Here is a 23423-nt window from a genome sequence, read left to right as displayed (position 1 = left end):
GCTCAGAGCGAGGTCCCGAACAACATGCCGAGCAGATACGTCGCGCCGGCAGCGCCATAGCCGATCGCAAGTTGGCGTAGGGCCCTCTTGAACGGCGGCCCGCCCGACAGCAACCCGACCACAACGCCGGTGGTCAGCAACGCGATCCCCACGAGAACAGATGCGACGATCAGGGCCGTCATGCCTTCCAGGCCGAACAGATACGGCAACACCGGAATGATTGCGCCCGAGGCGAAGAAGCAGAAACTTGCCGCCGCTGCGCCCAATCCGGTTCCGACGGCTTCATGGTCGTCGACAACGTCAGCGACGCCGAAGGTGCTGTTCGCGAGGACCTCGGCGGCGCGCTGGTCCGCTTCCTCGGCGGACATGCCACGGGCCCGGTAGACCAGCGCCAATTCGTTGGCGTCGACGTCGAGCAGTCCGACGGCTTCGCTGGCCGCGGGACCAGGATTGGACGCTTCCAACAACTCTCGCTGCGAGCGGACGGAAACGTACTCGCCGGCTCCCATCGACAGGGCGCCGGCCAGAAGCCCGGCCATGCCGGTGATGAGCACGATTTGGTTGGAGACGCCGCTACCACTGATGCCGAGCACGAGAGCGAGGTTGCTGACCAGGCCGTCGTTGGCTCCGAAGACGGCGGCACGAAACGTCCCCGAAAGTCTGTTCCGACCCCGAGTGGCCAAGGCTCGCACCACTTCTTCGTGGATCTTCTCGTCCGCGCCCATCGATGCGGTCGCGTCGGCGTCGTTCGGATACGGGGATCGCGTCTCCGCGCGCTGGGCAAGAGCGAGCACGAACACGGAACCGAAACGCCTGGCCAGAAAGCCCAGTATCCGAGTGCGGATATCGCCGCGTAGTGGTTTGCCGACGTGATCGCCGAGAAGCGCTCGCCAGTGCGCCTCGTGTCGGCCCTCCGCGTCGGCCAGGGCGAGAAGGATTTCGCGTTCCTCGCCGCTGCGCCTACTCGCGAGGTCGCGGTAGACGGCGGCCTCGGCTTGTTCGTCGGCGAGGTATCGTCTCCAGCGCTTGACATCTCGCGGGTCTGGATCGGGTCGTGCGGCCGGAACTGTGGACATCGTGTTCCCCTTCCGGTGAGGCGGTCACGCTTCGAGTACGCGGTCCATCCACGTCGTCAGATCATTGATGACGTCGTCGCGGTTGGTCTCGTTGAAGATCTCGTGCCTGGCGCCCGGATAGGTGTAATAGGTGACGTCTTCGATCCCCGCCGAGTTGTACCGTTCGACTGCGACGTCGGTACGGCTCAGCGCGGCGTTGAGAGGATCCGAGGTGCCGACGAAGACCAGGATCGGAAGGTCTTGTCGCACACCCTCGACGTCGACGAACCTCGGTCCCGCTGCGATAAGTCCGCCCATGCCTGCGTCGTCCAGGCTGAAACCGCACAGCGGATCGTTGATGTACAAATCCACCTGCGCTTCGTCACGGCTGAGCCAGTCGTGCGGAGTACGGGCCGGTTCGAATTCCGCGTTGAACTGGGCGAGGACGTCCGGGCCGTCGTTGACGAGGCTCTCGATCAGTTGATCGACCGCGGTAGTCCCCGACAGTGCGACGGCGTCGATCAGGTGCGAATGATCGAGGATGTACTGCTGCGAAGCGAACGAACCGAGGCTGTGGCTGAGCAGTACGACGGGCAGGCCGGGGTGTTTGTCGCGGATGATGCCCGTGAGGGTCACCATGTCTGCCACCAAGCGGTTCCAGCCGTCGTCGCCGATGTTGCCTGGGCCGGCGTGCATGCTCTCACCGTGGCCGCGGTGGTCCGCCGCGTAGACGTGGAAACCGCGAGCATTCAGGGCTTCGGCGACCTGTGCGTAGCGTTTTGCGTGCTCACCCATACCGTGCGCGAGTTGAACAACCCCTCGAGGTTCCTGCTCGGTGGGCCATTCGTGGACATGAATGACCACTCCGTCGTCGCTGGTGAAGGTGAACATGCGCTACTCCCGGTGGTCGCGATCCGGACAGGTCATTTCTCATGCTAGATCCGCAGCGGCAATCCATCCGGGAAGTAGGTCCTGATCACCGGCGAGCCTGATTCGTTTCTGCACATCCGGGCTCGGATTCGGATATACCGGACACGGATGTTCCGGAGCCAGTTGTCGACCAACTTGAGGAGTACAGAGCGATGAATCCCAACCGCATGCGCAACGTCGGCTTGTTGGCGGCTCCACTTGCTGCTCTCGCCCTTCTCAGCGGTTGCGGCTCGGACGAAACGGGAACGGCCGAGAGTTCACCGGCACCCGCCTCAACCACGACCGCCTCTGCGCCGACGACCCAGACCGGTACTGCCGCACCTTCGACGACCCATACCGATCACACCCAAACCACAACCTCGACGGCCCCCAATCCCGAAGGCTGCGCGATCGGGGAACTGAACGTCACCCTCGGAGAGTCGAGTGGCGCCGCCGGTTCGGTGGAGCTTCCGGTGGTCTTCACCAACACGGGCGGCCGCACGTGCACGCTCGACGGTTTCCCCGGCGTCTCGTATGTCACGGGAGCGTCCGGAAGCGAAGTGGGTGCTGCAGCCGGCCGCTCCGGATCCGGTTCACTCGTATCCCTTGCCCCTGGCTCTGCCGCAACGTCTTTGGTGCGAGCTACGAACGTCGAGAACTACCCGGCAGATCAGTGCGGCGTGACTGACGTTGCGGGACTGAGGGTTTACCCGCCCAACAGCTACGACTCGGTCTTCCTTGCCTACCCCACCAAGGGTTGCTCGATGACCGGCGCGAACATCAACCAGCTGACGGTCGCGCCGGTCGCCCGCTGAGTCACGGCTTGAGGCGTCGTAGGCCCCAGAGCGCCGGGAGGAGGAACAATCCCGAAAGGATCAGGACGAGTGCAGCTTCCGTGAACTGGAAACGCCAGAACCGATCAGCTGAGTGGTAGCGAACTTCGTAGTGGTCGACGCCGTGTTCCCGCAAACAGATCTCCATCTCTCTGTTCTGATGCGCTGAGAGCACATCCATGCGGAGGCTGTACTCGGCGCCGGTCTCCTCCGGGCGCTGGTCGTACGGGTTCTCGCCGCCTGATCCACCCCACGTGCACTCGTCGTATTTGATGTCGACCCAGTTACCTCGGAGGTCGACATATCCCTGCGCGAGTTCCCAATTGACCGCGGGAATACTGGTATCGCTCGAATAGTAGGAACTGAATCCGGCGACGGGTGACGTTCGGACACTCGGCTCGGCGTAATCGGGTCGTGCAACCAACTGAAATGCTGCCAGGATCGCAACAACACCGACCATCGTGATCGCCATTGCGCCGATCGAACTACGCACCAGCAAAGCCAGAGCTGCTCCGAGCATGAGTGCCATGAATGTGTATGCACCCAAGACCAGTCCGCTGGATTGAAAGAGCGGATACGACAGGTTCGATATCTCGACGAAAGTCGAACGCCCGGCAACAAATGCATACCGGGAGTTGTCCGGGAGAGATCGAGCCCATTGCAGTGCAAATCCGAGCAATGCCGAAGCCACAGAAATCGGCAGGAAGACGATCAACACCCGGGTCCAGAACCAACGAGTCCGACTGACCGATTGAGTAAGCCCCAATACGTGCGTTCCCTGTTCGATATCCCGCGAAAACACGGTGACACCGATCAACACGCCGAGGAACACCGGCAGAGCCGTCGCAACCACTGTCGTCAGGGTGAGAGCAGTCTCTGCCGTGCAGATAGCGGTGATGTCATCGAAGCAACTGAGAGGCGATCCGAAGAGTTGGGCTTGTCCGCCGCTCTTGATGATCGCACCACTCGACAAGACAATGACTGCTAATGCCGCGAGGAATCCCAACGACACAACGAGCGATGTCCGGTGGTGCCGCCACGTAACCCAGATCATGCCGCCACCATCGTTTCTGCGCTCAGGTGCCCGAGCACCACGTCGTCGAGAGTTGCGTCGTCGATCACCCAGCCGGCCCGAGGGCTCGGACGGACTCCCTCCACCACATGAGAATTCGACCGCATCCCCTTGTCGGTATGAATGACCGCACCGGCGCCGACCACGTCCGAAGGATCGCCGTCCCCGATCAATACGTAATGGGCAGCGATCAATTCATCCAACGGACCGGACAATCTCGCGTTTCCGCCGCCCAGCAGAAGAAGTCGATCCGAGACGTCTGCCAATTCGGAGACGATGTGTGACGACAACAGAACCGTGGTGCCGTACTCGGCAACGTCTTCGAGCAGAGTGGTCGCGACGGACCGCCGCGCCACGGGATCAAGATCCGCCAAGGGCTCGTCGAGAAGAAGCAACTGCGGTCTGCGCCCGAGCGCCAAAGCCAGTGCAACCCTTGTTCGTTGACCTGGTGACAGAGTCTTCGCCTTTGCACCGAGAGCAATCCCAGCGCGCTCCACCAGATCCAGAGCGTACTTCGCATCCCACTCGTCGTTGGTGTATGCGCCGAATCGAAGAAGTTCTGCAACAGTGAATTTGGGATACAGCGGCTTGTGCTGAGCGAGGTACGACAGGCCTGGGCAGATGCCGTCCTGATCCGGCGTGCTGCCCAGGACGGAGATCGAACCGTGGTCAGGCATCGTCAACCCGACCGCCAAGGACATCAGAGTGGACTTGCCCGCTCCGTTCACCCCGACCAGGGCAGTGATGCTTCCCGTTGCGACCTCGAAAGTGCAGGCGTCGAGCACCTTCTTCTTGCCGAAGCGCTTGTCCACGTCCTGCATCGTCAGTGCCGATTCTTGCGCAGTCATGATGTCTCCCCCTGCTTTCCGGACGGATCCGATTCGATGAACGTCTTCTCGAGCTCCAAACTCACCAATGCTTCGATGTCCGTGCGCTCGAGTCCGGCGGCCACGGCATCTGCAACCCAACGCGCCAACTCACGACGTAGCGCAGAGCTTTCCGCCATACCGGGCTTGGCCAGGGACTTCACGACGAACGTGCCCAATCCGGGCCTCGGGGCAACAAGTCCGTCGCGCTCGAGTTCCTTGTAGGCCTTCAGGACTGTGTTCGGGTTGATCGCGAGCGCTCCCACGACGTCCTTGGCTGTGGGCAGCCGATCCCCGACTTGGAGATCACCGAGCCTGAGCGCCTGCTTCACCTGAAGGACCAATTGCACGTAAGTGGGAATGCCGGATCGGCGGTCGATACGGAAGTCGATCATCCGAACCCTTTCACTAGTTCATTAGTGGAATAGATATTTACCCTGCCTTGACCTCCCGGGTCAAGCCAGACGACCCCTGTAAAGTGCAGATGCCCCGGTTCACCGGGGTGCCACGCTGCTCGTGTGAAGTTCGGTGAAACCCCGGCACTGTCGACGCAACTGTGAATTCGCCCGTCACTACTCGAGGCGAACGAGTCAGGTCACCGGCCTCGTGGCGACACGATGGTTCTCGGACGAAGGACCGCTCGTGGCGCTTCGCCTCGCGGCCGCGCTGCTCGCGACCCTTCACCACTAGCGGAGGGGTGGCTGTGAGTACTCGGCCGACACGTAGATTCAGATCTGTACTTGCAGCACTGACGGTGAGCACCGCACTGCTTGCCGGTGCCTGCAGTAGCTCGACGTCCGATGCACCCGCAACCACAGCCGCCTCGGACGGCTCGTTCCCGGTGACTGTTGTTTCCGGTCCCACGGATTCCGGCACGGACATCACCATCGAGTCACGTCCGCAGTCGATCGTGTCACTCAGTCCCAGCGCCACCGAGACCCTGTGGGCCGTCGGCGCGGGCGATCAGGTGAAGGCCGTCGACAATCAGTCCGACTACCCGGCCGGTATCCCGGTCACCGATCTCTCGGGCTTTCAACCGAACGTCGAAGCCATCCTCGGCTACGCACCGGATCTGGTGATCGCATCGGATGACATGAACGATCTTGTCTCCGGGCTGCAAAAGGCGAAGGTGCCGACACTCCTGCTACCGGCAGCCACAAGCATCGACGACGTCTACGCCCAGATCGAGCGCGTCGCGAAGGCCACCGGCCACGAGGACAAGGGCACCGAAGTTGTCGACACCATGCGCTCGGACATCGACGCCGCTGTCGCCAGTGTTCCTGCGCGCCAACAGCCGCTGACGTACTTCCACGAACTCGACTCCTCGCTCTACACCGTCACGAGTTCGAGCTTCGTCGGGCAGATCTACTCGCTGTTCGGAATGAAGAGCATCGCCGACGCCGCGGGGCAGGGCGACTATCCGCAGCTGTCCGCCGAATTCGTGGTGCAGGCCAATCCCGATCTCATCTTTCTCGCAGACTCCCAATGCTGCGGAGTGACAGCAGAATCCGTCGCCGCCCGACCCGGGTGGAGCGGCATGAAAGCGGTTACCGGCAACCAGATCCATGTGCTCGACGAAGACCTCTCCAGCCGCTGGGGACCTCGTGTCGCCGATCAGGTGAAGGCCGTCGCGGCCATCGTTGCCCAAGTTCCCGCGGCCTGAGCACTCGATGATCAAAGCCGGTATCTCCCAACATCGGACCGCCGTTCTGCTCGGCGCCGCGCTGATTCTGTGCGCTGCCTTGCTGATCGGTGTTCTGGTGGGGCCGGCCGGTTTGACGCCTGATCGAACCATTCTCGAACTTCTGGACGGAATACCCGGCATCCACCTCGATTCCGGTCTCACCGCGACACAGCAGGCGATTCTCTGGCAGATCCGGCTTCCGCGAGTAGTACTGGGCGCGTTGGTCGGAGCAATGTTGGCCGTTGCCGGTGCCGCCTACCAGGGCGTGTTCCGAAATCCCTTGGCAGATCCGTATCTCCTCGGCGTTTCCAGCGGAGCCGGACTGGGCGCAACCCTCGCCATCGTTTCGGGTGGAGCGCTGGGCATGTTCGGAATTCCCATGGCCGCCTTCGTCGGTGGTGTGCTGGCCGTGTTCGCAACTTATTCGCTCGGCCGCAGCATTGGCGGGCCGCAGAACGCGGTAGTCATCATCCTCGCCGGTGTCGCAGTCGCGGCGTTCACGAATGCAGCGCAGACTTTTGTCCAGCAGCGGTTCGACGATTCACTCCGCGAGGTCTATTCCTGGCTGCTCGGCGGACTATCCACCGACGGTTGGTCGGAAGTTCTGGTTGTCCTGCCGTACGTCGCGCTGGCATCTGCCGTCATCCTGGTACACCGACGCGTACTCGACGTGATGGCCGTAGGTGACGTCGAAGCCGCCAGCCTCGGCGTCGACCCGGCCAGATCACGCCTGGTACTGGTGCTCGCCGCAACTCTGGGAACGGCGGCGGTCGTGAGTGCAAGTGGACTCATCGGCTTTGTCGGAATCGTTGTTCCCCATGCGGTTCGACTGGTCGTCGGCCCGTCGCATCGACTGCTTCTCCCCCTGTCACTCATGCTCGGAGCGGCGTTTCTCGTCCTCACCGACGTTGCCGCCCGCACGGTCATGGCACCGGCCGAACTCCCCATCGGGGTTGTGACCGCGATGATCGGCGCTCCGTTCTTCCTTCTGGTTCTGCGCCGCAGCCGGGTCTCGGCATGACCGACAGCGCAGTGCGGTGCCGCGACCTCCGAGTCAACCTCGGCGGCAAAGACGTCGTCGACGGCATCGATCTCGATGTGGCACCCGGCGATTGGGTTGCCGTGGTCGGGCCGAACGGCGCCGGCAAGACAACCTTGATGCATGCCCTCGCTGGATTGATTCCGTCTACCGGTGAGCTCTCGGTCGGGGGACTGAGTCCTCGCAATTCCAGCCGCAAGGCGATGTCCGCCGTAGTCGCGTTGATGCCTCAGCGTCCGGTAGTACCCGAGGGCTCAACGGTTAAGGAACTGGTTGCGCTCGGCCGCACTCCCTATCTACGACGCTTCGGAACCGAAACCGCTACTGACCGTTCGGTGATCTCTTCGGTGATCGAGAGGCTCGACCTCACCGAGTTCGCAGATCGACGAGCCACCGAACTTTCCGGCGGCGAATTGCAGCGCGTGGTCCTGGCTCGGGCATTGGCTCAAGAACCTCAGGTACTGCTCCTGGACGAACCCACCAGCGCGCTCGACATCGGTCACCAGCAGCAGGTTCTCGACTTGGTGGAGGAACTGCGTGAGGCGGACAACATCACGGTCATCGCCGCGATGCACGACCTCACTCTCGCGGGTCAGTACGGTCGACGAATCGTGCTGCTGGACAAGGGCAGCGTGGTTGCCGACGGCACTCCCTCAGCGGTGCTGGAGGCAGACCTCCTCGGCCGCGTGTACGGCGCCCGGGTCGAAATCCTGGACCGGCCCAGCGGTCCCATTGTTGTTCCGATTCGGCAGGAAGGCACCCGCTGATGGAATTGGTGATGCTCGGCACCGGTGCTGCCGACGGTTGGCCGAACCCGTTCTGCACTTGCCCTTCCTGCCTGGCCGCCCTGTCGCGTGAAACCATCCGCGGGCACACTGCTGCCCTGGTGGACAACAGAATCCTGTTGGACTGTGGTCCGGAAGTACCGCGTGCCGCGTCGCGATTCGGTCGCACGCTGGCACACGTGGAACACATCCTGTTGACGCACTCTCATCCCGATCACCTCGGCCCGATGGCATTGCTGTTCCGGTCCTGGGCCTCGCGCACCGAACCACTACAGGTTCTCGGACCACCCGACGCGCTCGCTCTCTGCCGAGACTGGGTGGGCCCGGATGACCCGGTGACCTTCACACCGCTCGAGACCGGCCAGTCGATCATGTTGGGCACCTATCGTGTTCGCGCACTCGAAGCCGCGCACGAAGTACCCACCCTTCTCTACGACATCACCGACGCATCCGGAACCCGAATCTTCTGGGCCACCGACACCGGGCCTCTGCCCGAATCCACTGTCGACGCACTTGCCGACGCCCGTTTCGACGCCGTCTTTCTCGAAGAGACCTTCGGCTACAAGACCGACCACGGCACCGGGCACCACGATCTGTCGAGTTTCGCGGAGACGGTGTTGCGGCTCCGCAACTGCGACGCGATCACCGATCGAACCGATGTGGTCGCCGTACACCTCGGGCACCACAACCCCGTCGAAAACGAACTCTCGGAAGCACTTCGTGTGTCAGGGGCGCGAGCGGTTCCGGATGGAGCTGTGCTCGAGATCGGGGTAGGACAGAGCCATCGAACTCTGGTCACCGGTGGCGCCCGCTCGGGCAAGTCCACTTACGCGGAGGGCCTGCTTGCCGGCTACCGGCACGTCACGTACATCGCCACCGGGGATCCGCAGGACGACGATCCCGACTGGATCGAACGAATTGCGTCGCATCGCGCGCGGAGGCCGTCGACGTGGACGACGGTAGAGACCTCCGACGTGACCGAGATTTTCGCGGCCGCAACAACACCGATCCTGCTCGATTGCCTCGGCACGTGGTTGACCGCACGTCTGGACCGACATCAGGCGTGGGCGACAGAAGATCTCAGCGCCGTCCACGCAGATATCGACCGGTTGGCCGACGCCTGGACCGCCTGTCCGGTTCCGATTGTCGCCGTCACGAACGAAGTGGGAAGCGGCGTCGTCCCGGACACGAAGTCCGGGAGGCTGTTCCGCGATCTACTCGGTCTGGTGAACAGCCGCATCGCCAGTGAATCGGAGTCCGTGGTCCTGATGACCGCCGGACTCCCACTGAGCCTGCGCGTGTGACGTCAGAGCAATCCGGTGAGCTGACGCGCACAATCGAGTAGAAAACCGACCAACTCTCGATCCTCATCCGTCACTCGCCCGCTCGCTCCCTGAACACACAACCCGCCTGCCACCTGGTCTGCGTGATCTCGAACCGGTACTGCCACCGCGGATCGACCCAGGCGGCATTCCTGGTTCTCGAATGCAAAACCCTGCAGGCGAACAGACCTCAGCTGCTCATACAACGCATCGAAATCACCGAGGGTGAACTCCGTGACCCGGCGAAGTTCCAAACCCGAAAGCAACCGCTCGTCGTGCGCCAACAGAACCTTCCCCAGCGCATTCGCGTGAAGGTTCTTGGCCAGTGCCGCTATTCCGATGATCTCGTGATCCGGATCCTTGTCGACGAACCGCAAGCGCCCACCGGCGAATGACGCGACGTGCAATCCGAACCTCGTGTGTGTCCGCATGTCCTCGACGCGCTCGTGCAGCGTCGGCGCCGGACCACTCGACGACGCCGCATGCGAGAGCTCGGCAGTCCGACGCCCCAACGCGAACCCTGACAGGTCCGGCACCCGCACGAGAAAGCCCTCCGCCACCAGCAGATTCAGCATCCGGTACGCCGTGGCCGATGGAACGCCTGCAAAAGTGGCGATCTCCTTCGCGGTTGTTCCCGGTCCCAGATGAGCCACCGCCTCGAGCATCCCCAGCGCCTTCTGAACCGCACGCGGTTGTTGTCCACTGAAGTGGGTCTCGTCGCCGATCTGTTTGCCTGATCGTGGACCAGCGGTTGCACGGTCCGCGGTCACCGCCCATGCTCCGGCGAGTCACCCTCGGCGGTCCCACGATCCGGAACGAGTCGCCTTCGCCCGTCACCGTCGATCAGCAGAGTGCCAGCACCGGGCAACAGGTCCGCCGTCTCGACGCTGTCGAAAGCGCCGACCATCAGAAGGCTTTCCGGTCTGGCTCTTCGAAGCAATGAACTCCACACTGTCCCCGACACCGCAACAGCAAGAGCAGCGATCGGCAGTGCCCACATCCCGTGAACCGCACCGTCGAGAACGATGTAGACCAGTAGACCAGCACCGGCGGTACTCACGGACAGGGTGCATATCCGGGTCAGCGACGTATGTTCCCCGATTCGGCGCAAGAACTTCCACGAAGCAAAGGCCACCAGCGTGTAAGCGCAGACCAACGCGGTCTCCACCACGCCGTCGAAGGATCCCGAATCGTCGCGAACCGTATCCGAATAGATGAATACGCCTGCCGCACTTACCGCGACGAACGCAAGTACCGCAACGTACGGGGTGCGGAACCGTCTGTGCACGCGAGCGAGCGGCGCAGGCAGTACCCGTTCGATCCCCATCGAGTACAACAACCGCGAACCCGCCTGCGCACAACCGAGAGTGGATGCGAACCAGGAACACGTCATTCCGATCTTGACTGCCAGAACCACCTCCGCGCTGGCCCCGGATGCCGTTCCCTCGAAGTACGCTCCGACGATCGTCGCGCCGTGGCCGGTCATCGCCGCCCAGGCCGCAAAAACGAAGAGGACCCCGCAGATGATCGGCGAAATGAGAACCGTGCGTGTGACGCTGATGAGTGGTCGCTTCGCTTCCGGGCCGAAGAAGGCCGAACTTTCGAAGCCCGCCATGCTGAGCACCGTCAGCATCGCGAGAAACGGAACTGCACTCAGCGACGGATTCGGCAGGGCAACAGCAGTTGTCGTGTCACTGTGCGTCGCCAGCATGACCACGACGATGAGAATCAACGAGCACGCTTCGACGACCAGGATCGCTCGGGTGGCGAACCGGACGCCGCGCACTGCAATCCACGCGACGGCCAGGGCAATCGCCACCGTCGTGATCACCGTCGCGGCAGTTCCTCGCACGTCGGGGCCGACAATGGCGATGGTATCGAGCAGACTCGGAACCGCCTGCGAGAAAACCGAAACCGAGATTCCGAGATACCCGAGTACCAGTGCGGCGCCCGCCGTCAGTGTCGCCCGGATACCGGAGCCTTGGAAGACGAAGCTGTACAACGATCCTGCTGCGGCCAGTCTCCGCGTGAATTGAGTGATGCAGAACGCAACGAGAAACACCGCCGAAGTTGTCGCAGCAATCGCAGCCAACCCGACGTAGCCGGGACTGTAGGTGATCATCCACAGGGCGATGAACACCATTCCCGTTGCCGGAGCGATCGTGGAGAGTGATTGCCCCAACAGGTCGATCGGGGTCAAACGTCCTCGTCCGAGACCACGGAGCGGGGAGAACACGGGCTCACTGTGTTGATCCGCATTCTGCGCTCGCGTGATCGCTGCACGCAGTGCCGCACTCACGGCCATGTGTCACCGTCCGTCGCGTCCAGGCCCGAACCTACGAGCGAATTGTCAGAATTCGGTCAAGTTAGTCCGCTTATGTTTCCGCGCAGTTTCCACGATGGCGCGCACAGAACTTTCAAGTGAGAATCCGACTCTGTTTCCCACCCAGCGTCATGCCGGATCAAGGGCGGCCGACGGTATCCGTCCCCTCCGGGAGCACCTTGACCTGCTAGTTCTCCGATTCTCACACGACAACTGCTCTCTCAGTTGCACCTCGTCCAGGCGTAGCGCGGTCGACGCGGGTTCGCAGCATCGCCCGTACAGGATGTGTCCCACACACCACCGGCACTACCCGAGAGGAACGGAGGAAGCATGGACTTGGTCAGCGCCACCACTTCGACGATCATCGGATTTGTTCTCCTGCTCGCCGGCATTCCCAAGCTGAACGACCACGACGGGGTCCTTCGTTCGGTGCGCGGATACAAAGTGTTGCCTGTGCGACTCGAAGTACCGATCGCTCGCATCCTTCCCGTCGCGGAAACCGTCGTAGGCATCCTTCTGGTTCTCGGCGTGGCCCATCGCCTCGCCGCCTTGGTTGCTGCCATCATGTTCGCGTCGTTCTTCACGGGCCTCACGATCAACCTCCTGCGTGGGCGACGCGATCTGGACTGCGGATGTTTTGCATTCGGAGTCGGCGAGATTCCGCGTATCGGATGGTTCCACGCCGTTCGCGCCGGAACACTCGCGGTGATCGCTGTGGCACTGTCGGTCACCGCCGGACAGGCTGAGATCGGCGTCCAGGTCGTGGCGGCGACCTTCGGATTCCTCCTCGTTCTGGCGGGAGTTGCTCTCGCACAGATTCGTTCGGTGGTCCACCTCGGACGACGCCCGGTCGACGACTACCTGTCGAGCGCCTCCATCCGCCTCCGAACCGCCGAAACCGCGTCCCGGTACGGCTCGTGACTCACATCCCCACCACTGAAAACTCGAAGGCAGGACTACCACGATGACCACTTTCCTCCTTGTCGCGACAGTGATCCTGGTGATCGCCGTAGCCGTACTGTTCTTGATGGTTCTTGCTCTGGCTCGTGAAATCGGCCGCGTACAAGTACGTCTCGGACCTCTCGGTGCCCGGATGATGGATACCGGGCCCAAGGTCGAACAGGCCGGCCCGTCGTTTGCCGGTCTCATCGATCAGGACGGACGGACCGTCGGAGTCGGTGGTCACCGCGACAAGCCGCAACTCCTGCTGTTCACCGCTCCGAGTTGCTCGACGTGCAAGAGCCTTCTTCCCGGCGTAAGGGCAATGGCCCGAGCCGAATCGGATCTCGACGTGATCATCATCTCCGACGGAACACCCGAAGAGCATCGCGAGTTCCTGGCCGGCAGCGGGATCGGTTCCGAGCTCAGTTACATCGACGCTCGAGACGTCGGTATCGCGTACCAGGTGGGCACCACTCCGTACGGCGTGATTCTCGACGAGCACGGCAAGATCCGAGGAAAGGGCCTGTGCAATCACATGGCTCAGGTGGAAAGCCTGCTCAATGCGCTCGAATCCGGCACTCCCTCACTCCAGCACCTTCATGCCCAGGCGAAATCCGGCAGCGCGGCCTGATCTTCCTGCACAGTTCGATCCTCTTCACGAATCAGGAGAAAATCGTTGGACGACAATGAATTCCCGCAGCACAACATGACGGAGAATCGATATCCCGTCGACGAGGCGACAGTTCAGGCCCAGGCCGAATGGATGGCGGGCCAGGGCGGTTCGCTCACCAGTCGAACCGGACGCAAACTCTCCGAACGAGTTTCGCGGCGCTCCATGATCAGTCGGATCGGCAAGTGGACCATGGGTGTGTCAGGAGTGGCGCTGATCAGCACACTTCCTGTGACACGTAGTGCCTTCGCCCAAGAGCCCGAGGTTCCTGCGCCGGCACCTGGCCCCGAACCTCTTGTCCCTGTCTACGACGGTAAAGATCCGGCCGAGTGCGAGTACTGGCGCTGGTGCAACATGGACGGAACGTCCTGTGCCGCATGCAACGGCGGCGGTGTCACCACCTGCGCCCCCGGCAGCAAGCCCGGCGCAGAGTTCTGGGTCGGATGCTGCACCAACCCTGATACCGGCAAGACCTATCTGATCGCCTACTACGACTGCTGCGGTGCACCTTCGTGTTCCAACGCATTCTGCGGCGAACCGGACATGCAGGCCGTGATGTACAACCCGGTCTCCGGAAGCTACGACCAGGAAATCATCTGGTGTGTCTCCGACGAGTCTCAGGCATACACCTGCACGATGGCGCCCATCATCGGTGAGGACTGCCAGACTCGACCGGCCGAGCGCCCCAAGGTCGGTGCCGGATCATGAGCAGTTCGCGAACCCGAAAACTGGCGCGCCCCGCCGTTGCCGTCATCCCACTCACCGTCGTACTCGCGCTGGCCGGTTGCAGTTCGTCCGACAACGACGAACCTTCCAGCGCAGGCGATGTCACCTATCCGACAGTTCCGTTCACTGCTCCGGGCGAGGGGATCTCCCTCGGTCACGACGACCAGGAAATCGGCGATACCATTCCCGAGCCATTGCACGTCGGTTCGATCACCCCGATCGCAGCTGACCGCTTGCTGGGCGTCGAAGGTGGATTCGGCCAACTCGAGCTCAGCGTCAACGTCATCGATCCGAAAACCGGTGTGGCCGAGAGCCGAATCACCGTCGGCCCGGGTATCTGGGATCCGGTCATTCACGGATTCGTCGGGGATTCCGCCGAGGATCCTGCGGTGCTCGCTGCCGAGGTGTGGCGCCCCCGAGGTTCACGCGGCGCAGCAGATTTCACGGTCAGCACCTACTCCGGAAACCTGCTGGAACCAGCCGAGGTCATGCTTCCGGACGTCGCACGCGTACATTCCCGTCCCGGCTCGAACGCCGTGACGTCCGACGGCAAGTTCTTCGTCACGTGGGACGACGGTTTGTACGGCATCAGAGTGGTCGACCTCGAGAAGAAGGAAGCGACCGGTGCACTCCAGATAGTCGGCTGCGGTCCGTTCACGTGGATGGTCGATCACGAGCTGTACAGCGTCTGCGAGGACACCCGGGAACTGCTGCACGTCACGATCGGTGACGACGGTGTTCCGAAGGAAACCGCCCGAAGCAAGGTCCTACCCGAGGATTTTGTCTCCACCCGCAAGGTCACGTGGGCATCGGAAGCGAATAAAGCCTTGCTGGTCAGTGAGAACGGCGATGTGTACGTCTTCGACTTCTCCAACGGACTGCCTCAGGAAGGTGTCAAGCCGATCGGAAACGCCGGGCAGGACTCCGGTCGATTCTCGGAGAACGTCATCAATGCCGACGCAACCCGGCTCGCAATCGCGTACACGGACACGGCTATTCATCCGGACTCTGCTCGGGGAGGCTCACTGGTCAAGATCGACTTGTCCGACGCAACGACCTTCGCCCCGGTGAAGAGCTTGACGCTGGCAGACCTCGGCTTGACAGACATCAAGAGCATGACCTTTTCCGTCGACGGCGCCACGTTCTACGTGCTCGGTTCGGGACCTGAGGTCGAAGGCTCCGCTCCGCAGAAGATCGTGGGTTACAACGCGAGCACCGGCGAGCAGGTCAGTTCCGTCGATGTCTCGGGCAACGTCGGTGATGTCAGCGGGTTGATCACACCAGAAGTACTCCGATGAGTCGTCCCGGATCCGGTGTGGTGATGGGCCGGCGCCGCTTCCTGAGTTTGGGAGCACTCGGCGCCGGAGCACTCGGGCTCGGCGCAATGGGGACAATTGCCGGATGCAGTTCCACTGCAGCATCTCCGACGCCCACAACCGATCTCGACTACATCCTGCCCGCCGACCCCGAAGTTGCCGCCGCAGAATCGGCGCGAGCCTGGAACGGGACCACCGCTGCGTTTGCCCTTGCCGCCGGATTCTCGACGGTAGATCTTGGCGGACGCCTCGTGGACACGTGGACGTACGGAGGCGCTGCGGTGGCTCCGGAACTTCGACTGAAGTCCGGTGACCGGGTGAACGTCAGCGTCCAGAACGGCCTCGATGCCGAAACAACACTGCACTGGCACGGAATTCGAATCCGCAACGACATGGACGGCGCGGCACCCACCACGCAGGCCCCCATCGGCGCCGGTTCGAGTTTCGAGTACAACTTCATCGCACCGGATCCGGGAACGTACTGGTACCACTCGCACAGCGGATTACAAGCCGATCGGGGGCTCTTCGGCGCCATGATCGTCGAGGATCCGAACGACATCACCGGGGCCGACGCCGATGCCGTTCTGGTGCTCGACGACTGGCTCGACGGATTGGGTACCACACCGGATTCCGTCCTGATGGCCCTGAACCCGGCAATTTCGGGCGGGCACGGCGGACACGGCGGTGGGGCAACGACTCCGGCGGAACACTCGGAAGCCGACATGTCCGTCGCGCAACAGTTGGTGAGCGGCGGACACGGTTCTTCCGAACCACTCGGCGGGATGACTCAACACATCGCGTATCCACTGCACTTGATCAACGGGCGGCCACCCAACGATCCTGCTGTCGTCACTGCAGCGCCCGGTTCGACCCTTCGACTGCGAATCATCAACGCAGCGGCCGAAACTCCGTACCGGTTTGCGGTGGCCGGTCACGAGATGACAATCGTCGCTACCGATGGCTACGACGTGGAACCAACTCCCGCCGACACCATCATCGTCGGAATGGCCCAACGCTACGACGTACTGGTGACGGTGAAGTCGGGAACATGGCCGGTGGTGGCGAAGGTCGAGGGCCGAGATGGTTATGCGTCGACCGTCCTACGCAGCACCGACGCGTTGGCGCTGGCGAATCCGGATGTGGGCGGAAACCTCTCGGAACTGGCCGGCCGACTGGTCACCGAAAGCGAACTCCGGCCCACGGAATCCGCACGGCTCGAGACGAAGTCGCCTGATCGCGACTACCACATCGAATTGATCCAGGCCGGCAATCGGTACGTCTGGGGAATGGCGGGAGCCGATGCGGGCAAGCTCGTCATGAAACAGGGCGAACGGGTCCGGATCACGATGAAGAACACGTCCACGATGTGGCACCCCATGCACACCCACGGCCACACGTTTGCGGTACCGGATTACGGCGGACTTCGCCGCGACACCGTCAACGTCCTACCCGGCACCGAGCTTGCCATCGAGTTCGACGCCGACAATCCCGGCGAGTGGATGTTCCACTGCCACAACGCCTACCACTTCGAGGCCGGCATGACGGCAAATCTGCGTTACGTCCGCTGACAAGTCGAAGAATGGAGAGAACACCTCATGAAGAAACTCGTTCCCGCTTTCCTGGCCGCGTGCGCTGCCCTGAGCCTCACCGCCTGCAGTAGTGATGCCGGTGCGTCGTCGGACGAACCTGCAGTCGTGATCGAGGTGAAGAACATGGCGTACACACCGGCATCGGTCACCATCGAGAAGGGACAGACCGTCGAATGGAAGTTCGACGACAGCGGACTCCCCCACGACGTGGTCGGCAACGGTGATCTCGACGGGAAACTGAAGAGCGAGTTGCTCACCGAGGGAACCTTCTCGTACACGTTCGACGACGCCGGCACCTTCACCTACCACTGCACGCCCCATCCGATGATGGTGGGCACCGTGATCGTTCAATAGTGAGGAGGTGGATCGTCGGCTTCGGCCTCGCTGTCGCGGCGACGTGTGTCCCAGCTTGCGGCACAGAAGATCCCGTCCCCGACGTGGTGGTCGAGATCAGCAATGTTCAGTTCAGCCCGATGGACGTCACCGTGGAACACGGCGGCACCGTCGAGTGGCGCTTCGACGACGGTGGACTCCTGCATCATGTGGAATCACCCGGCCTGTTCGACAGTGGTATCACCGGAGACGGAACGTTCCGGCACACGTTCGAGAGCGTCGGCGTCTACGAGTATTCGTGCTCCGTCCACCCGTACATGATCGGCGTCATCACAGTGCTGTGAAACCTGGCTCATCACTTTTCGCTGCGACTTCGGCTCAACACTTTTCCTGAACCACAAACACTTCGGAGGATCTGATGACTACTGTTCTCTCACACGGCCCACTGCAGACCGATGTCCCTGACATCCGGCCGACCCTTCAAGGCTCGGTCGGCACCGCGACCCGTGTCAGCCTCGTCGCGGCGGGCGCCGCTGCGGGTGCCGGCCTCGCACTCGTGGCCACGCCATCTGCGACAACAGCTTTGACCACAGCTGTTATCGGCGCCGGACTGGTTACGTCGCTGGCTGCGAACTGGTCGACCTGCGGAATGTCCGTCGCCGGAGTTGTTGCCGCGCCGAAGCAGGTAGATCGGAAGGGATCCTCGACTCCCGTCCGCCGACTCGGCTGGCACGCTCTGGGTTCGGTCACGACGGGAGCCGTCACCGGGGCATTGATCGGCGCTCTCGGTGCGGCGATGTCCGGGTACGTCCCGATCAGCTGGGCACTGGGCATCTGGGCCGTCGTCGCGGTTGCGTACGGGCTGCACGAGTTGGGTGCAGTGAGGATGCCGACTCCGATGCGGCGCCAACAGCTTCCGCGCCATCTGCGCCGCACAATGGCGCCCTGGAAGGTCTCGCTGATCTTCGGCGCGATCATCGGTCCGGGATTTCTGATCTTCATCCGCTCGAGTGCGTACTACCTCCTGGCACTCGGCGTCATGGCTTCGGGTTCACCGACTCTCGGGGCGGCGCTGTTCACGGTCGTATCCCTTGGCCGCTGCATGCCCAGCCTCGCGGCAATCGTGCACACCAAGCGTGGTGGCTCGATGCCGGGATTCCTCTCGATCATGTGCGTCGTGGACCGTCGCGTGCAGAGCGTCACCGGCGCGTCATTGATCGCACTGGGAGCATTCGCCGCCGCAGCACTGATCTGACTGTCGAGCTAGCACCCTTCACCTCGAGTGAACACACGCTCCGACTCTCCGGAGCGTGTGTTCACTCGACAGAAACCGTGCGCACTCACCCCGCGTCAGGGAATCGACAGCGCCACCTGGACCGAGTCCTCCGACGGCGACGTCACCTTTGCGTCCCGACTCCAGAGCATGTCCAGCGCTGCCTTGGGCTTGGCAAGAACCCACTCCCGCGCGGCGTTCTTGATCAGCGTCGGAGTTGCGCACCCGCAATCGCTGTTCACACCGTCTGCGTCGATGCCGACGTCTCGGCACAACGCAACAGCGCGGGGCACGTGATACCCCTGAGTGACGATCAACGCCTCGGTTACCCCATACGTATGTATGGCCCGAAAGCAGGTGTCATAGGTGTCGAGGCCGTACGGATCCCCCACGATGCGACGCTCATCTATTCCCTGCTCCACCAGGTAGTTCGTCATCGCCGCGATCTCGTCACCCGAGCCGCCGTTCGCGTCGCCGGAGACCAGGACCGCTTTAGCCTTTCCCGCTTCCACCAGTTCGACTGCTGCGTCCAGCCGCCCTTTCAGGAAAGCCATCGGCTTACCGTCCTTGATCTGCGCGCCCAGCACGATCACAACCGGAGCGTCGGGAGCATCGGCGGCGTCTGACGTATGTCCGGCCGACGCCACGGAGATCCACACGATCGAGCCCGCGTAGACAACTGCTCCGAGCACCGCAATGCCTGCGACCCAACGAGGCCACCTGCGCTTGCGCGGCGGTTTCACTGGATCTGCAGCAGCTTCGTCCATTCGTCGATCAAACCACACGGTTTGCTCATGGCTCGAGTGCTCGGTCGATCCTCCATCCCTCCGCGCCACTGCGCTCGGCCCACAGACCCGAGTACTTTCCACCTCGCGCGATCAGGTCTTCGTGGGAACCGACCTCCTCCACCCCTCCGGCTTCGAGGTAGACGATGCGATCTGCTCCCTGAATAGTCGACAGGCGATGAGCGATGATCACCACCGTTCGACCACGGGCCAATCGGTGAATTGCCTCGGTGATGGCGACTTCGTTCTCTCCGTCGAGGGCGGAGGTCGCTTCATCGAGAAGAACAATCGGAGTGTCCTTGAGGAATGCCCGCGCAATCGAGACCCGCTGACGTTCACCGCCGGACAGCAGTGATCCGCCTTCACCTACCCTGGTCTCCTCACCGCTCGGCAAACGGTCGATCACTTCGCCTAGCCTGGAATCCACCACTGCTTGACGGACCTCCGACTCGGTGGCATCCGGTCTCGCCAACCGAACGTTCTCCAGGATGGTTCCGTCGAACAGGTAAACCTGCTGTGAGACAGTCGATATCCGAGACATCAATGCTCTCGTTCCGATGTCGCGAACATCGGCTCCCCCGATGGATACCGCACCTTCGTCGACGTCCCAGAATCTGGAGATCAGCCGAACCAGAGTTGTCTTTCCGGAACCGGAAGGACCGACCAGAGCAGTGACCGAGCAGTCCGGGAATTCGAGGCTCACGTTACGAATCACGCGATCCGGGCCGTAGCCGAAGGAGACCGAATCGAACCGAATATCATACGAGGTAGGCTCTTTCGGCACCTCAGGCTCCGCCAGCACCGGTACATCGATCATCTCTCGGACAGATCCGAGCGACACCCGGGCCAGTGAGATACCTTCACCGAATCCTGCGAGCATTTGCATCGGCTCCACAAACCTCACGGCCAACACGAGAACAACGATCACGCTTGCTGTGTCGATGGACCCGGTGGTGACCAGCAGTGCCGCCAGAACCAGGACGGTGAGAAAGGCAACCTGAACGACGATCATGAAGCGCAGCAGATACTTGTCGACCGATCCGATTTCCTGCAGGTGTGCGTCCCGGTTGGACACAAGAGCTTCGTCCAACCGAGTCCAGCCTTCGCCACTCTTACCGGCCGAACGTAGAACTTGCTGCGCCTGTGCATATTCGACGACGCGCGATGCCAACTCGGATTCGCTCTTGCCGATCGCCTCGTATTCGGGAACAACCGCCCGTTGCACGTTGCGGTAAGCCCGAATCCCCAGTGGAACGAAGACGACCATCGCGAGAGACAGTCGCCAGTCCACAAACAAGACAGCGATCGCCACTGTCGCTGGAGTCACCGTGACGGTGACGAGTTGCGCGATGATCATTCCCGGGATGCTCATCAAGATAGCCGTGCCCTCGGTGACCAGGCGAGTGAACGCCCCACGGTTTGCCTTGCTGAACCACCCGAGCGGAACCTGCACCAAGTGCTCACCGAGGCGATGCATGATTCCACCGGCAAAACCCTCGATTCCGATGCGGTATGCCCGATTCTCGGCGATCCACCGTACGGCGCCACAGGCCACCGCCACGAGAGCAGCCGTGACAACCCACGGAACTGCGGCGTCGTAATCGCCGCGAACCACCGCTTTCAGGATCGGAATCATCAGTGCAAAGACGACACCCTCGAGTATCCCGGCGAGCGTGAAACCTGCTATCTGACCTCGCATCCCATTGTCGCGCCCGAGGATTTCGTCCAGGTCTCGAATCATTGCAGCGCCTTTCGCGGAGATGCGTCTTCCACGAGGGGGTTCTGGAGCGCCCACATCCGCGCGTAGGTTCCGCCGAGCGCCGACAACTGTTCGTGCGTACCTTTTTCCACGATCCGTCCGGCGTCGAGAACGAGTATCTGATCGGCGTATCGGACGGTGTGCAGTCGATGAGCGATCACCATCAGGGTGCCGCCGTCTGCACTGATCTCGCCCAGTGCGCGTTGAACGGCCGATTCACTGTGGGGATCGGCCTGCGAAGTCGCCTCGTCCAGGATGACGATCGGCGGGTTCTGAAGGATGGCGCGGGCGATCGTCAGGCGTTGCTTCTCCCCACCCGACAGCTCACCGCCCGAACCACCACCGATCTCGGTGTCATACCCGTCCGGCAGTCGCATGATCACGTCGTGAATCTGCGCCCGCCTCGCCGCTGTCTCCACTTCCAGATCCGTTGCATCCGGTCGACCGAGCCGAATATTCTCGCGCACGCTGTCCCGCAGGAGCACAACATCTTGGAAGACGATGGCCATCGATCTCAAGACTTCACGACTGGACTGATCTCGTAAATCGCTTCCGCCCAGTCGAATAGACCCGTCCGTCACGTCCCAGAACCGCGGAAGTAGACGCGCCAAAGTGGTCTTGCCGGAGCCGGAGGGGCCAACGATCGCGGTCACGGTGCCCGGTTGCATCTCGAAGGAGATGTTCTCGAGGACGCGCTGCCCAGTGGTGTATTCGAAGCCGACGCTGTCGAATTCGACCAAAGTGCTGCGAGCAGGCACTGCATCCTGAGGTTCGGCCAGCTCTGGTTCGCCGAGGATGCTCTCGACGTGAGTCGCTCCCAGTTGACCTTCGCGGTAGAGGTTGGCCATCGTTCCCATGTGCAGAACCGACGACGGAACACCGATTCCGACGACCAGAAAGGCAACAAGAGCTACCGGGGTAATCCAACCCCCGGACAACATTGCGGTTCCCGTCGCCGTGATGACCACGATGAGTACCGCCGGTGAGAGGAGGATCGACATCGCGACCACCGGCCTTCCCATCCCCGACATCCATCGCACGCACACCGCAACCATCGAATCGACAGCGCTCGAGTAGCGCGCGAATGCGCGACTCCCACTCCCGTACGTCTTGACGACCTCGATACCGTCGCCCAGTTCTACTGTCGCAGAGGTCAATGTCGACATTGCAAGATTCCAGGAGTCGACGTTCGTTCGATAGGCTCTGCGCATCGACGGCGCGGCAAGAGCGAGACACACTCCGATGTAGCCGACCAGGACCAGGCTGAACTTCCAGTCCATCGCCACCAGATAGATCAGGGCCACTATCGGCGACAGGATCGCGGGTACCACGTCGGCGGGAAGGTGAGCGACGAGAAGATGCATCCGCTTCACGTCGTCGGTCATCGCCTGCTTCACTTCACCGGTGCCACCATTTGCAAACCACCCCAGAGGAACTCGGGACAGATGCCGAGCGATACGCGAGCGGATCGAGTATTTGAAATGCGCGTCGGCGGTGTGGCACACGGTCAGCGCTGCGTTGTAGACGACAAAACCGAGAATTGTGCCCGCTGCACCGATTGCGGCCCACAGCCAGACCAGGTTCAACGACGAGTCGGTCAGGAGCACCCGCGCGATCTCGACCACCGAAACGTAGGGCAGGAATCGTAGCGGCACCGACAGCGCCGACAAACCCGCACCCAGGAGCAGGCGATTTCTCACGGGAGCGATCATGCGACCCAAAGCGTCTCGGTCGACCAGACCAGGCGAGTCTTCGAAGGCCACAGTCTCCTTCACTGTCATCGAGTTACTCACTCTTCGACGATGATCGTGCCGGTCATGTTCGGATGTGGTGTGCACGTGTAGGTGAACGTTCCGGCTTTGTCGAAGGTCTGACTGTAGGTTCCGCTTCCTTGGAGATCGCTCTTGATCCCCAGCTCGGCGAACACGACATCGTGCGGCATTCCCTGGTCCTCGAAAATCCACGTGACCGTCTGTCCTGTGTGCACAGTGACGGAGTTCGGTGAGTACGCAAGGTTCTTCACCGAGATCTCGACCGGCGCGTGCTCGGTGGAACCCTGTGATTCACCTCCGCACGACGTCAGCGTGAACACCGCTGCAACAGCGATCAATGTGGTCAACCCGGCGCGAACTGACATTCTGC

The 23423-nt window shown here is 62.2% G+C and carries 24 protein-coding genes; 13 read left to right on the top strand and 11 right to left on the bottom strand.

Annotated features, from left to right (window positions below; genetic code table 11):
- Positions 1–2 precede the first annotated feature (2 nt).
- Complete coding sequence (locus ABX74_RS14350) at positions 3–1076, bottom strand: VIT1/CCC1 transporter family protein (protein WP_047889052.1); 1074 nt, start codon at positions 1074–1076, stop codon at positions 3–5.
- Between the two features lie 24 nt (positions 1077–1100).
- A complete protein-coding gene (locus ABX74_RS14345; RefSeq protein WP_047889051.1) occupies positions 1101–1946 on the bottom strand; it encodes an alpha/beta hydrolase in 846 nt (281 codons plus the stop codon).
- Between the two features lie 191 nt (positions 1947–2137).
- Here ABX74_RS14345 and ABX74_RS14340 point away from each other — a divergent pair, with 191 nt between their 5' ends.
- Positions 2138–2779: a DUF4232 domain-containing protein gene (locus ABX74_RS14340; RefSeq protein ID WP_047889050.1), complete on the top strand. Its 642-nt coding sequence runs from the start codon at positions 2138–2140 to the stop codon at positions 2777–2779.
- Between the two features lies 1 nt (position 2780).
- Here ABX74_RS14340 and ABX74_RS14335 read toward each other — a convergent pair whose 3' ends face one another.
- Genes ABX74_RS14335 through ABX74_RS14325 form a run of 3 tightly spaced genes read right to left on the bottom strand, consistent with a single transcriptional unit; the run spans position 2781 to position 5130 of the window.
- On the bottom strand, positions 2781–3851 hold the full coding sequence (locus ABX74_RS14335; RefSeq protein WP_047889049.1) for a hypothetical protein: 1071 nt from the start codon (positions 3849–3851) through the stop codon (positions 2781–2783).
- Positions 3848–4717, bottom strand: a complete 870-nt coding sequence (locus ABX74_RS14330; RefSeq protein WP_047889048.1) for an ABC transporter ATP-binding protein — start codon at positions 4715–4717, stop codon at positions 3848–3850. The genes ABX74_RS14335 and ABX74_RS14330 overlap by 4 nt, the downstream gene beginning before the upstream one ends.
- Entirely contained in the window at positions 4714–5130 is a 417-nt protein-coding gene (locus ABX74_RS14325; protein WP_007729675.1) for a GntR family transcriptional regulator, read from the bottom strand. The genes ABX74_RS14330 and ABX74_RS14325 overlap by 4 nt, the downstream gene beginning before the upstream one ends.
- Positions 5131–5438: 308 nt before the next feature.
- Here ABX74_RS14325 and ABX74_RS14320 point away from each other — a divergent pair, with 308 nt between their 5' ends.
- The 4 genes from ABX74_RS14320 to ABX74_RS14305 are packed head-to-tail and all read left to right on the top strand — an operon-like array spanning position 5439 to position 9547.
- Positions 5439–6398 carry an ABC transporter substrate-binding protein gene (locus tag ABX74_RS14320; RefSeq protein WP_020970983.1) on the top strand — a complete coding sequence of 320 codons (960 nt, stop codon included), beginning with the start codon at positions 5439–5441 and terminating at the stop codon, positions 6396–6398.
- A 7-nt stretch (positions 6399–6405) separates the two neighbouring features.
- Positions 6406–7440: a FecCD family ABC transporter permease gene (locus ABX74_RS14315; protein WP_019745569.1), complete on the top strand. Its 1035-nt coding sequence runs from the start codon at positions 6406–6408 to the stop codon at positions 7438–7440.
- Positions 7437–8225 (top strand): ABC transporter ATP-binding protein, encoded by a 789-nt coding sequence (locus ABX74_RS14310; protein WP_020909337.1) that lies wholly within the window; start codon positions 7437–7439, stop codon positions 8223–8225. Before ABX74_RS14315 ends, ABX74_RS14310 begins: the two co-directional genes overlap by 4 nt.
- Positions 8225–9547, top strand: a complete 1323-nt coding sequence (locus ABX74_RS14305; protein ID WP_020909338.1) for a bifunctional adenosylcobinamide kinase/adenosylcobinamide-phosphate guanylyltransferase — start codon at positions 8225–8227, stop codon at positions 9545–9547. The genes ABX74_RS14310 and ABX74_RS14305 overlap by 1 nt, the downstream gene beginning before the upstream one ends.
- Before the next feature lie 2 nt (positions 9548–9549).
- Here the strand turns inward: ABX74_RS14305 and ABX74_RS14300 are convergent, their stop codons facing one another.
- Positions 9550–10335, bottom strand: coding sequence for an IclR family transcriptional regulator (locus ABX74_RS14300; protein ID WP_020909339.1), 786 nt, complete (start codon positions 10333–10335; stop codon positions 9550–9552).
- Positions 10332–11870, bottom strand: a complete 1539-nt coding sequence (locus ABX74_RS14295) for an APC family permease (protein ID WP_020909340.1) — start codon at positions 11868–11870, stop codon at positions 10332–10334. Before ABX74_RS14295 ends, ABX74_RS14300 begins: the two co-directional genes overlap by 4 nt.
- A 348-nt stretch (positions 11871–12218) precedes the next feature.
- Between ABX74_RS14295 and ABX74_RS14290 the strand changes: the two genes are divergently transcribed.
- The 8 genes from ABX74_RS14290 to ABX74_RS14255 all read left to right on the top strand — a co-directional run bounded on the left by ABX74_RS14290 (position 12219) and on the right by ABX74_RS14255 (position 18719).
- Positions 12219–12809 (top strand): MauE/DoxX family redox-associated membrane protein, encoded by a 591-nt coding sequence (locus ABX74_RS14290; protein WP_041815327.1) that lies wholly within the window; start codon positions 12219–12221, stop codon positions 12807–12809.
- Positions 12810–12852: 43 nt separating this feature from the next.
- Positions 12853–13461 (top strand): redoxin domain-containing protein, encoded by a 609-nt coding sequence (locus ABX74_RS14285; RefSeq protein ID WP_020909342.1) that lies wholly within the window; start codon positions 12853–12855, stop codon positions 13459–13461.
- A 75-nt stretch (positions 13462–13536) separates the two neighbouring features.
- Positions 13537–14208: a methylamine dehydrogenase light chain gene (locus ABX74_RS14280; protein ID WP_029256402.1), complete on the top strand. Its 672-nt coding sequence runs from the start codon at positions 13537–13539 to the stop codon at positions 14206–14208.
- A complete protein-coding gene (locus ABX74_RS14275) occupies positions 14205–15524 on the top strand; it encodes a hypothetical protein (protein WP_020909344.1) in 1320 nt (439 codons plus the stop codon). Before ABX74_RS14280 ends, ABX74_RS14275 begins: the two co-directional genes overlap by 4 nt.
- Positions 15521–17110, top strand: coding sequence for a multicopper oxidase family protein (locus tag ABX74_RS14270; RefSeq protein WP_047889047.1), 1590 nt, complete (start codon positions 15521–15523; stop codon positions 17108–17110). The genes ABX74_RS14275 and ABX74_RS14270 overlap by 4 nt, the downstream gene beginning before the upstream one ends.
- 27 nt (positions 17111–17137) lie before the next feature.
- Positions 17138–17485: a plastocyanin/azurin family copper-binding protein gene (locus ABX74_RS14265; protein ID WP_003940240.1), complete on the top strand. Its 348-nt coding sequence runs from the start codon at positions 17138–17140 to the stop codon at positions 17483–17485.
- Positions 17485–17808, top strand: a complete 324-nt coding sequence (locus ABX74_RS14260) for a cupredoxin domain-containing protein (protein ID WP_019745578.1) — start codon at positions 17485–17487, stop codon at positions 17806–17808. The genes ABX74_RS14265 and ABX74_RS14260 overlap by 1 nt, the downstream gene beginning before the upstream one ends.
- A gap of 74 nt (positions 17809–17882) precedes the next feature.
- Positions 17883–18719, top strand: coding sequence for a hypothetical protein (locus ABX74_RS14255; protein WP_047889046.1), 837 nt, complete (start codon positions 17883–17885; stop codon positions 18717–18719).
- Positions 18720–18814: 95 nt separating this feature from the next.
- On the opposite strand, the gene ABX74_RS14250 is transcribed toward ABX74_RS14255, so the two are convergent.
- Genes ABX74_RS14250 through ABX74_RS14235 form a run of 4 tightly spaced genes read right to left on the bottom strand, consistent with a single transcriptional unit; the run spans position 18815 to position 23418 of the window.
- Entirely contained in the window at positions 18815–19504 is a 690-nt protein-coding gene (locus ABX74_RS14250) for a vancomycin high temperature exclusion protein (protein ID WP_047889045.1), read from the bottom strand.
- A 25-nt stretch (positions 19505–19529) separates the two neighbouring features.
- Positions 19530–21263, bottom strand: coding sequence for an ABC transporter ATP-binding protein (locus ABX74_RS14245; RefSeq protein WP_020909347.1), 1734 nt, complete (start codon positions 21261–21263; stop codon positions 19530–19532).
- Positions 21260–23074: an ABC transporter ATP-binding protein gene (locus ABX74_RS14240; protein WP_223257910.1), complete on the bottom strand. Its 1815-nt coding sequence runs from the start codon at positions 23072–23074 to the stop codon at positions 21260–21262. The genes ABX74_RS14245 and ABX74_RS14240 overlap by 4 nt, the downstream gene beginning before the upstream one ends.
- Positions 23071–23418 carry a plastocyanin/azurin family copper-binding protein gene (locus ABX74_RS14235; protein ID WP_047889044.1) on the bottom strand — a complete coding sequence of 116 codons (348 nt, stop codon included), beginning with the start codon at positions 23416–23418 and terminating at the stop codon, positions 23071–23073. The genes ABX74_RS14240 and ABX74_RS14235 overlap by 4 nt, the downstream gene beginning before the upstream one ends.
- Positions 23419–23423: the final 5 nt, after the last annotated feature.

The sequence above is a fragment of the Rhodococcus sp. ARP2 genome, from assembly GCF_001029585.1.
Taxonomy (GTDB): Bacteria; Actinomycetota; Actinomycetes; order Mycobacteriales; family Mycobacteriaceae; genus Rhodococcus_F; species Rhodococcus_F erythropolis.
The sequence above is the reverse complement of the archived record's forward strand: the minus strand, read 5'-3'. Positions and strand labels throughout refer to the sequence as shown.

What these genes read in the sequence shown, in the direction of transcription:
- ABX74_RS14350 (WP_047889052.1), bottom strand. Translation starts at nt 1,076, where the DNA reads ATGTCCACAGTTCCGGCCGCACGACCCGATCCAGACCCGCGAGATGTC.
- ABX74_RS14345 (WP_047889051.1), bottom strand. Translation starts at nt 1,946, where the DNA reads ATGTTCACCTTCACCAGCGACGACGGAGTGGTCATTCATGTCCACGAA.
- ABX74_RS14340 (WP_047889050.1), top strand. Translation starts at nt 2,138, where the DNA reads ATGAATCCCAACCGCATGCGCAACGTCGGCTTGTTGGCGGCTCCACTT.
- ABX74_RS14335 (WP_047889049.1), bottom strand. Translation starts at nt 3,851, where the DNA reads ATGATCTGGGTTACGTGGCGGCACCACCGGACATCGCTCGTTGTGTCG.
- ABX74_RS14330 (WP_047889048.1), bottom strand. Translation starts at nt 4,717, where the DNA reads ATGACTGCGCAAGAATCGGCACTGACGATGCAGGACGTGGACAAGCGC.
- ABX74_RS14325 (WP_007729675.1), bottom strand. Translation starts at nt 5,130, where the DNA reads ATGATCGACTTCCGTATCGACCGCCGATCCGGCATTCCCACTTACGTG.
- ABX74_RS14315 (WP_019745569.1), top strand. Translation starts at nt 6,406, where the DNA reads ATGATCAAAGCCGGTATCTCCCAACATCGGACCGCCGTTCTGCTCGGC.
- ABX74_RS14310 (WP_020909337.1), top strand. Translation starts at nt 7,437, where the DNA reads ATGACCGACAGCGCAGTGCGGTGCCGCGACCTCCGAGTCAACCTCGGC.
- ABX74_RS14305 (WP_020909338.1), top strand. Translation starts at nt 8,225, where the DNA reads ATGGAATTGGTGATGCTCGGCACCGGTGCTGCCGACGGTTGGCCGAAC.
- ABX74_RS14295 (WP_020909340.1), bottom strand. Translation starts at nt 11,870, where the DNA reads ATGGCCGTGAGTGCGGCACTGCGTGCAGCGATCACGCGAGCGCAGAAT.
- ABX74_RS14290 (WP_041815327.1), top strand. Translation starts at nt 12,219, where the DNA reads ATGGACTTGGTCAGCGCCACCACTTCGACGATCATCGGATTTGTTCTC.
- ABX74_RS14285 (WP_020909342.1), top strand. Translation starts at nt 12,853, where the DNA reads ATGACCACTTTCCTCCTTGTCGCGACAGTGATCCTGGTGATCGCCGTA.
- ABX74_RS14280 (WP_029256402.1), top strand. Translation starts at nt 13,537, where the DNA reads ATGACGGAGAATCGATATCCCGTCGACGAGGCGACAGTTCAGGCCCAG.
- ABX74_RS14275 (WP_020909344.1), top strand. Translation starts at nt 14,205, where the DNA reads ATGAGCAGTTCGCGAACCCGAAAACTGGCGCGCCCCGCCGTTGCCGTC.
- ABX74_RS14270 (WP_047889047.1), top strand. Translation starts at nt 15,521, where the DNA reads ATGAGTCGTCCCGGATCCGGTGTGGTGATGGGCCGGCGCCGCTTCCTG.
- ABX74_RS14265 (WP_003940240.1), top strand. Translation starts at nt 17,138, where the DNA reads ATGAAGAAACTCGTTCCCGCTTTCCTGGCCGCGTGCGCTGCCCTGAGC.
- ABX74_RS14255 (WP_047889046.1), top strand. Translation starts at nt 17,883, where the DNA reads ATGACTACTGTTCTCTCACACGGCCCACTGCAGACCGATGTCCCTGAC.
- ABX74_RS14250 (WP_047889045.1), bottom strand. Translation starts at nt 19,504, where the DNA reads ATGGACGAAGCTGCTGCAGATCCAGTGAAACCGCCGCGCAAGCGCAGG.
- ABX74_RS14245 (WP_020909347.1), bottom strand. Translation starts at nt 21,263, where the DNA reads ATGATTCGAGACCTGGACGAAATCCTCGGGCGCGACAATGGGATGCGA.
- ABX74_RS14235 (WP_047889044.1), bottom strand. Translation starts at nt 23,418, where the DNA reads ATGTCAGTTCGCGCCGGGTTGACCACATTGATCGCTGTTGCAGCGGTG.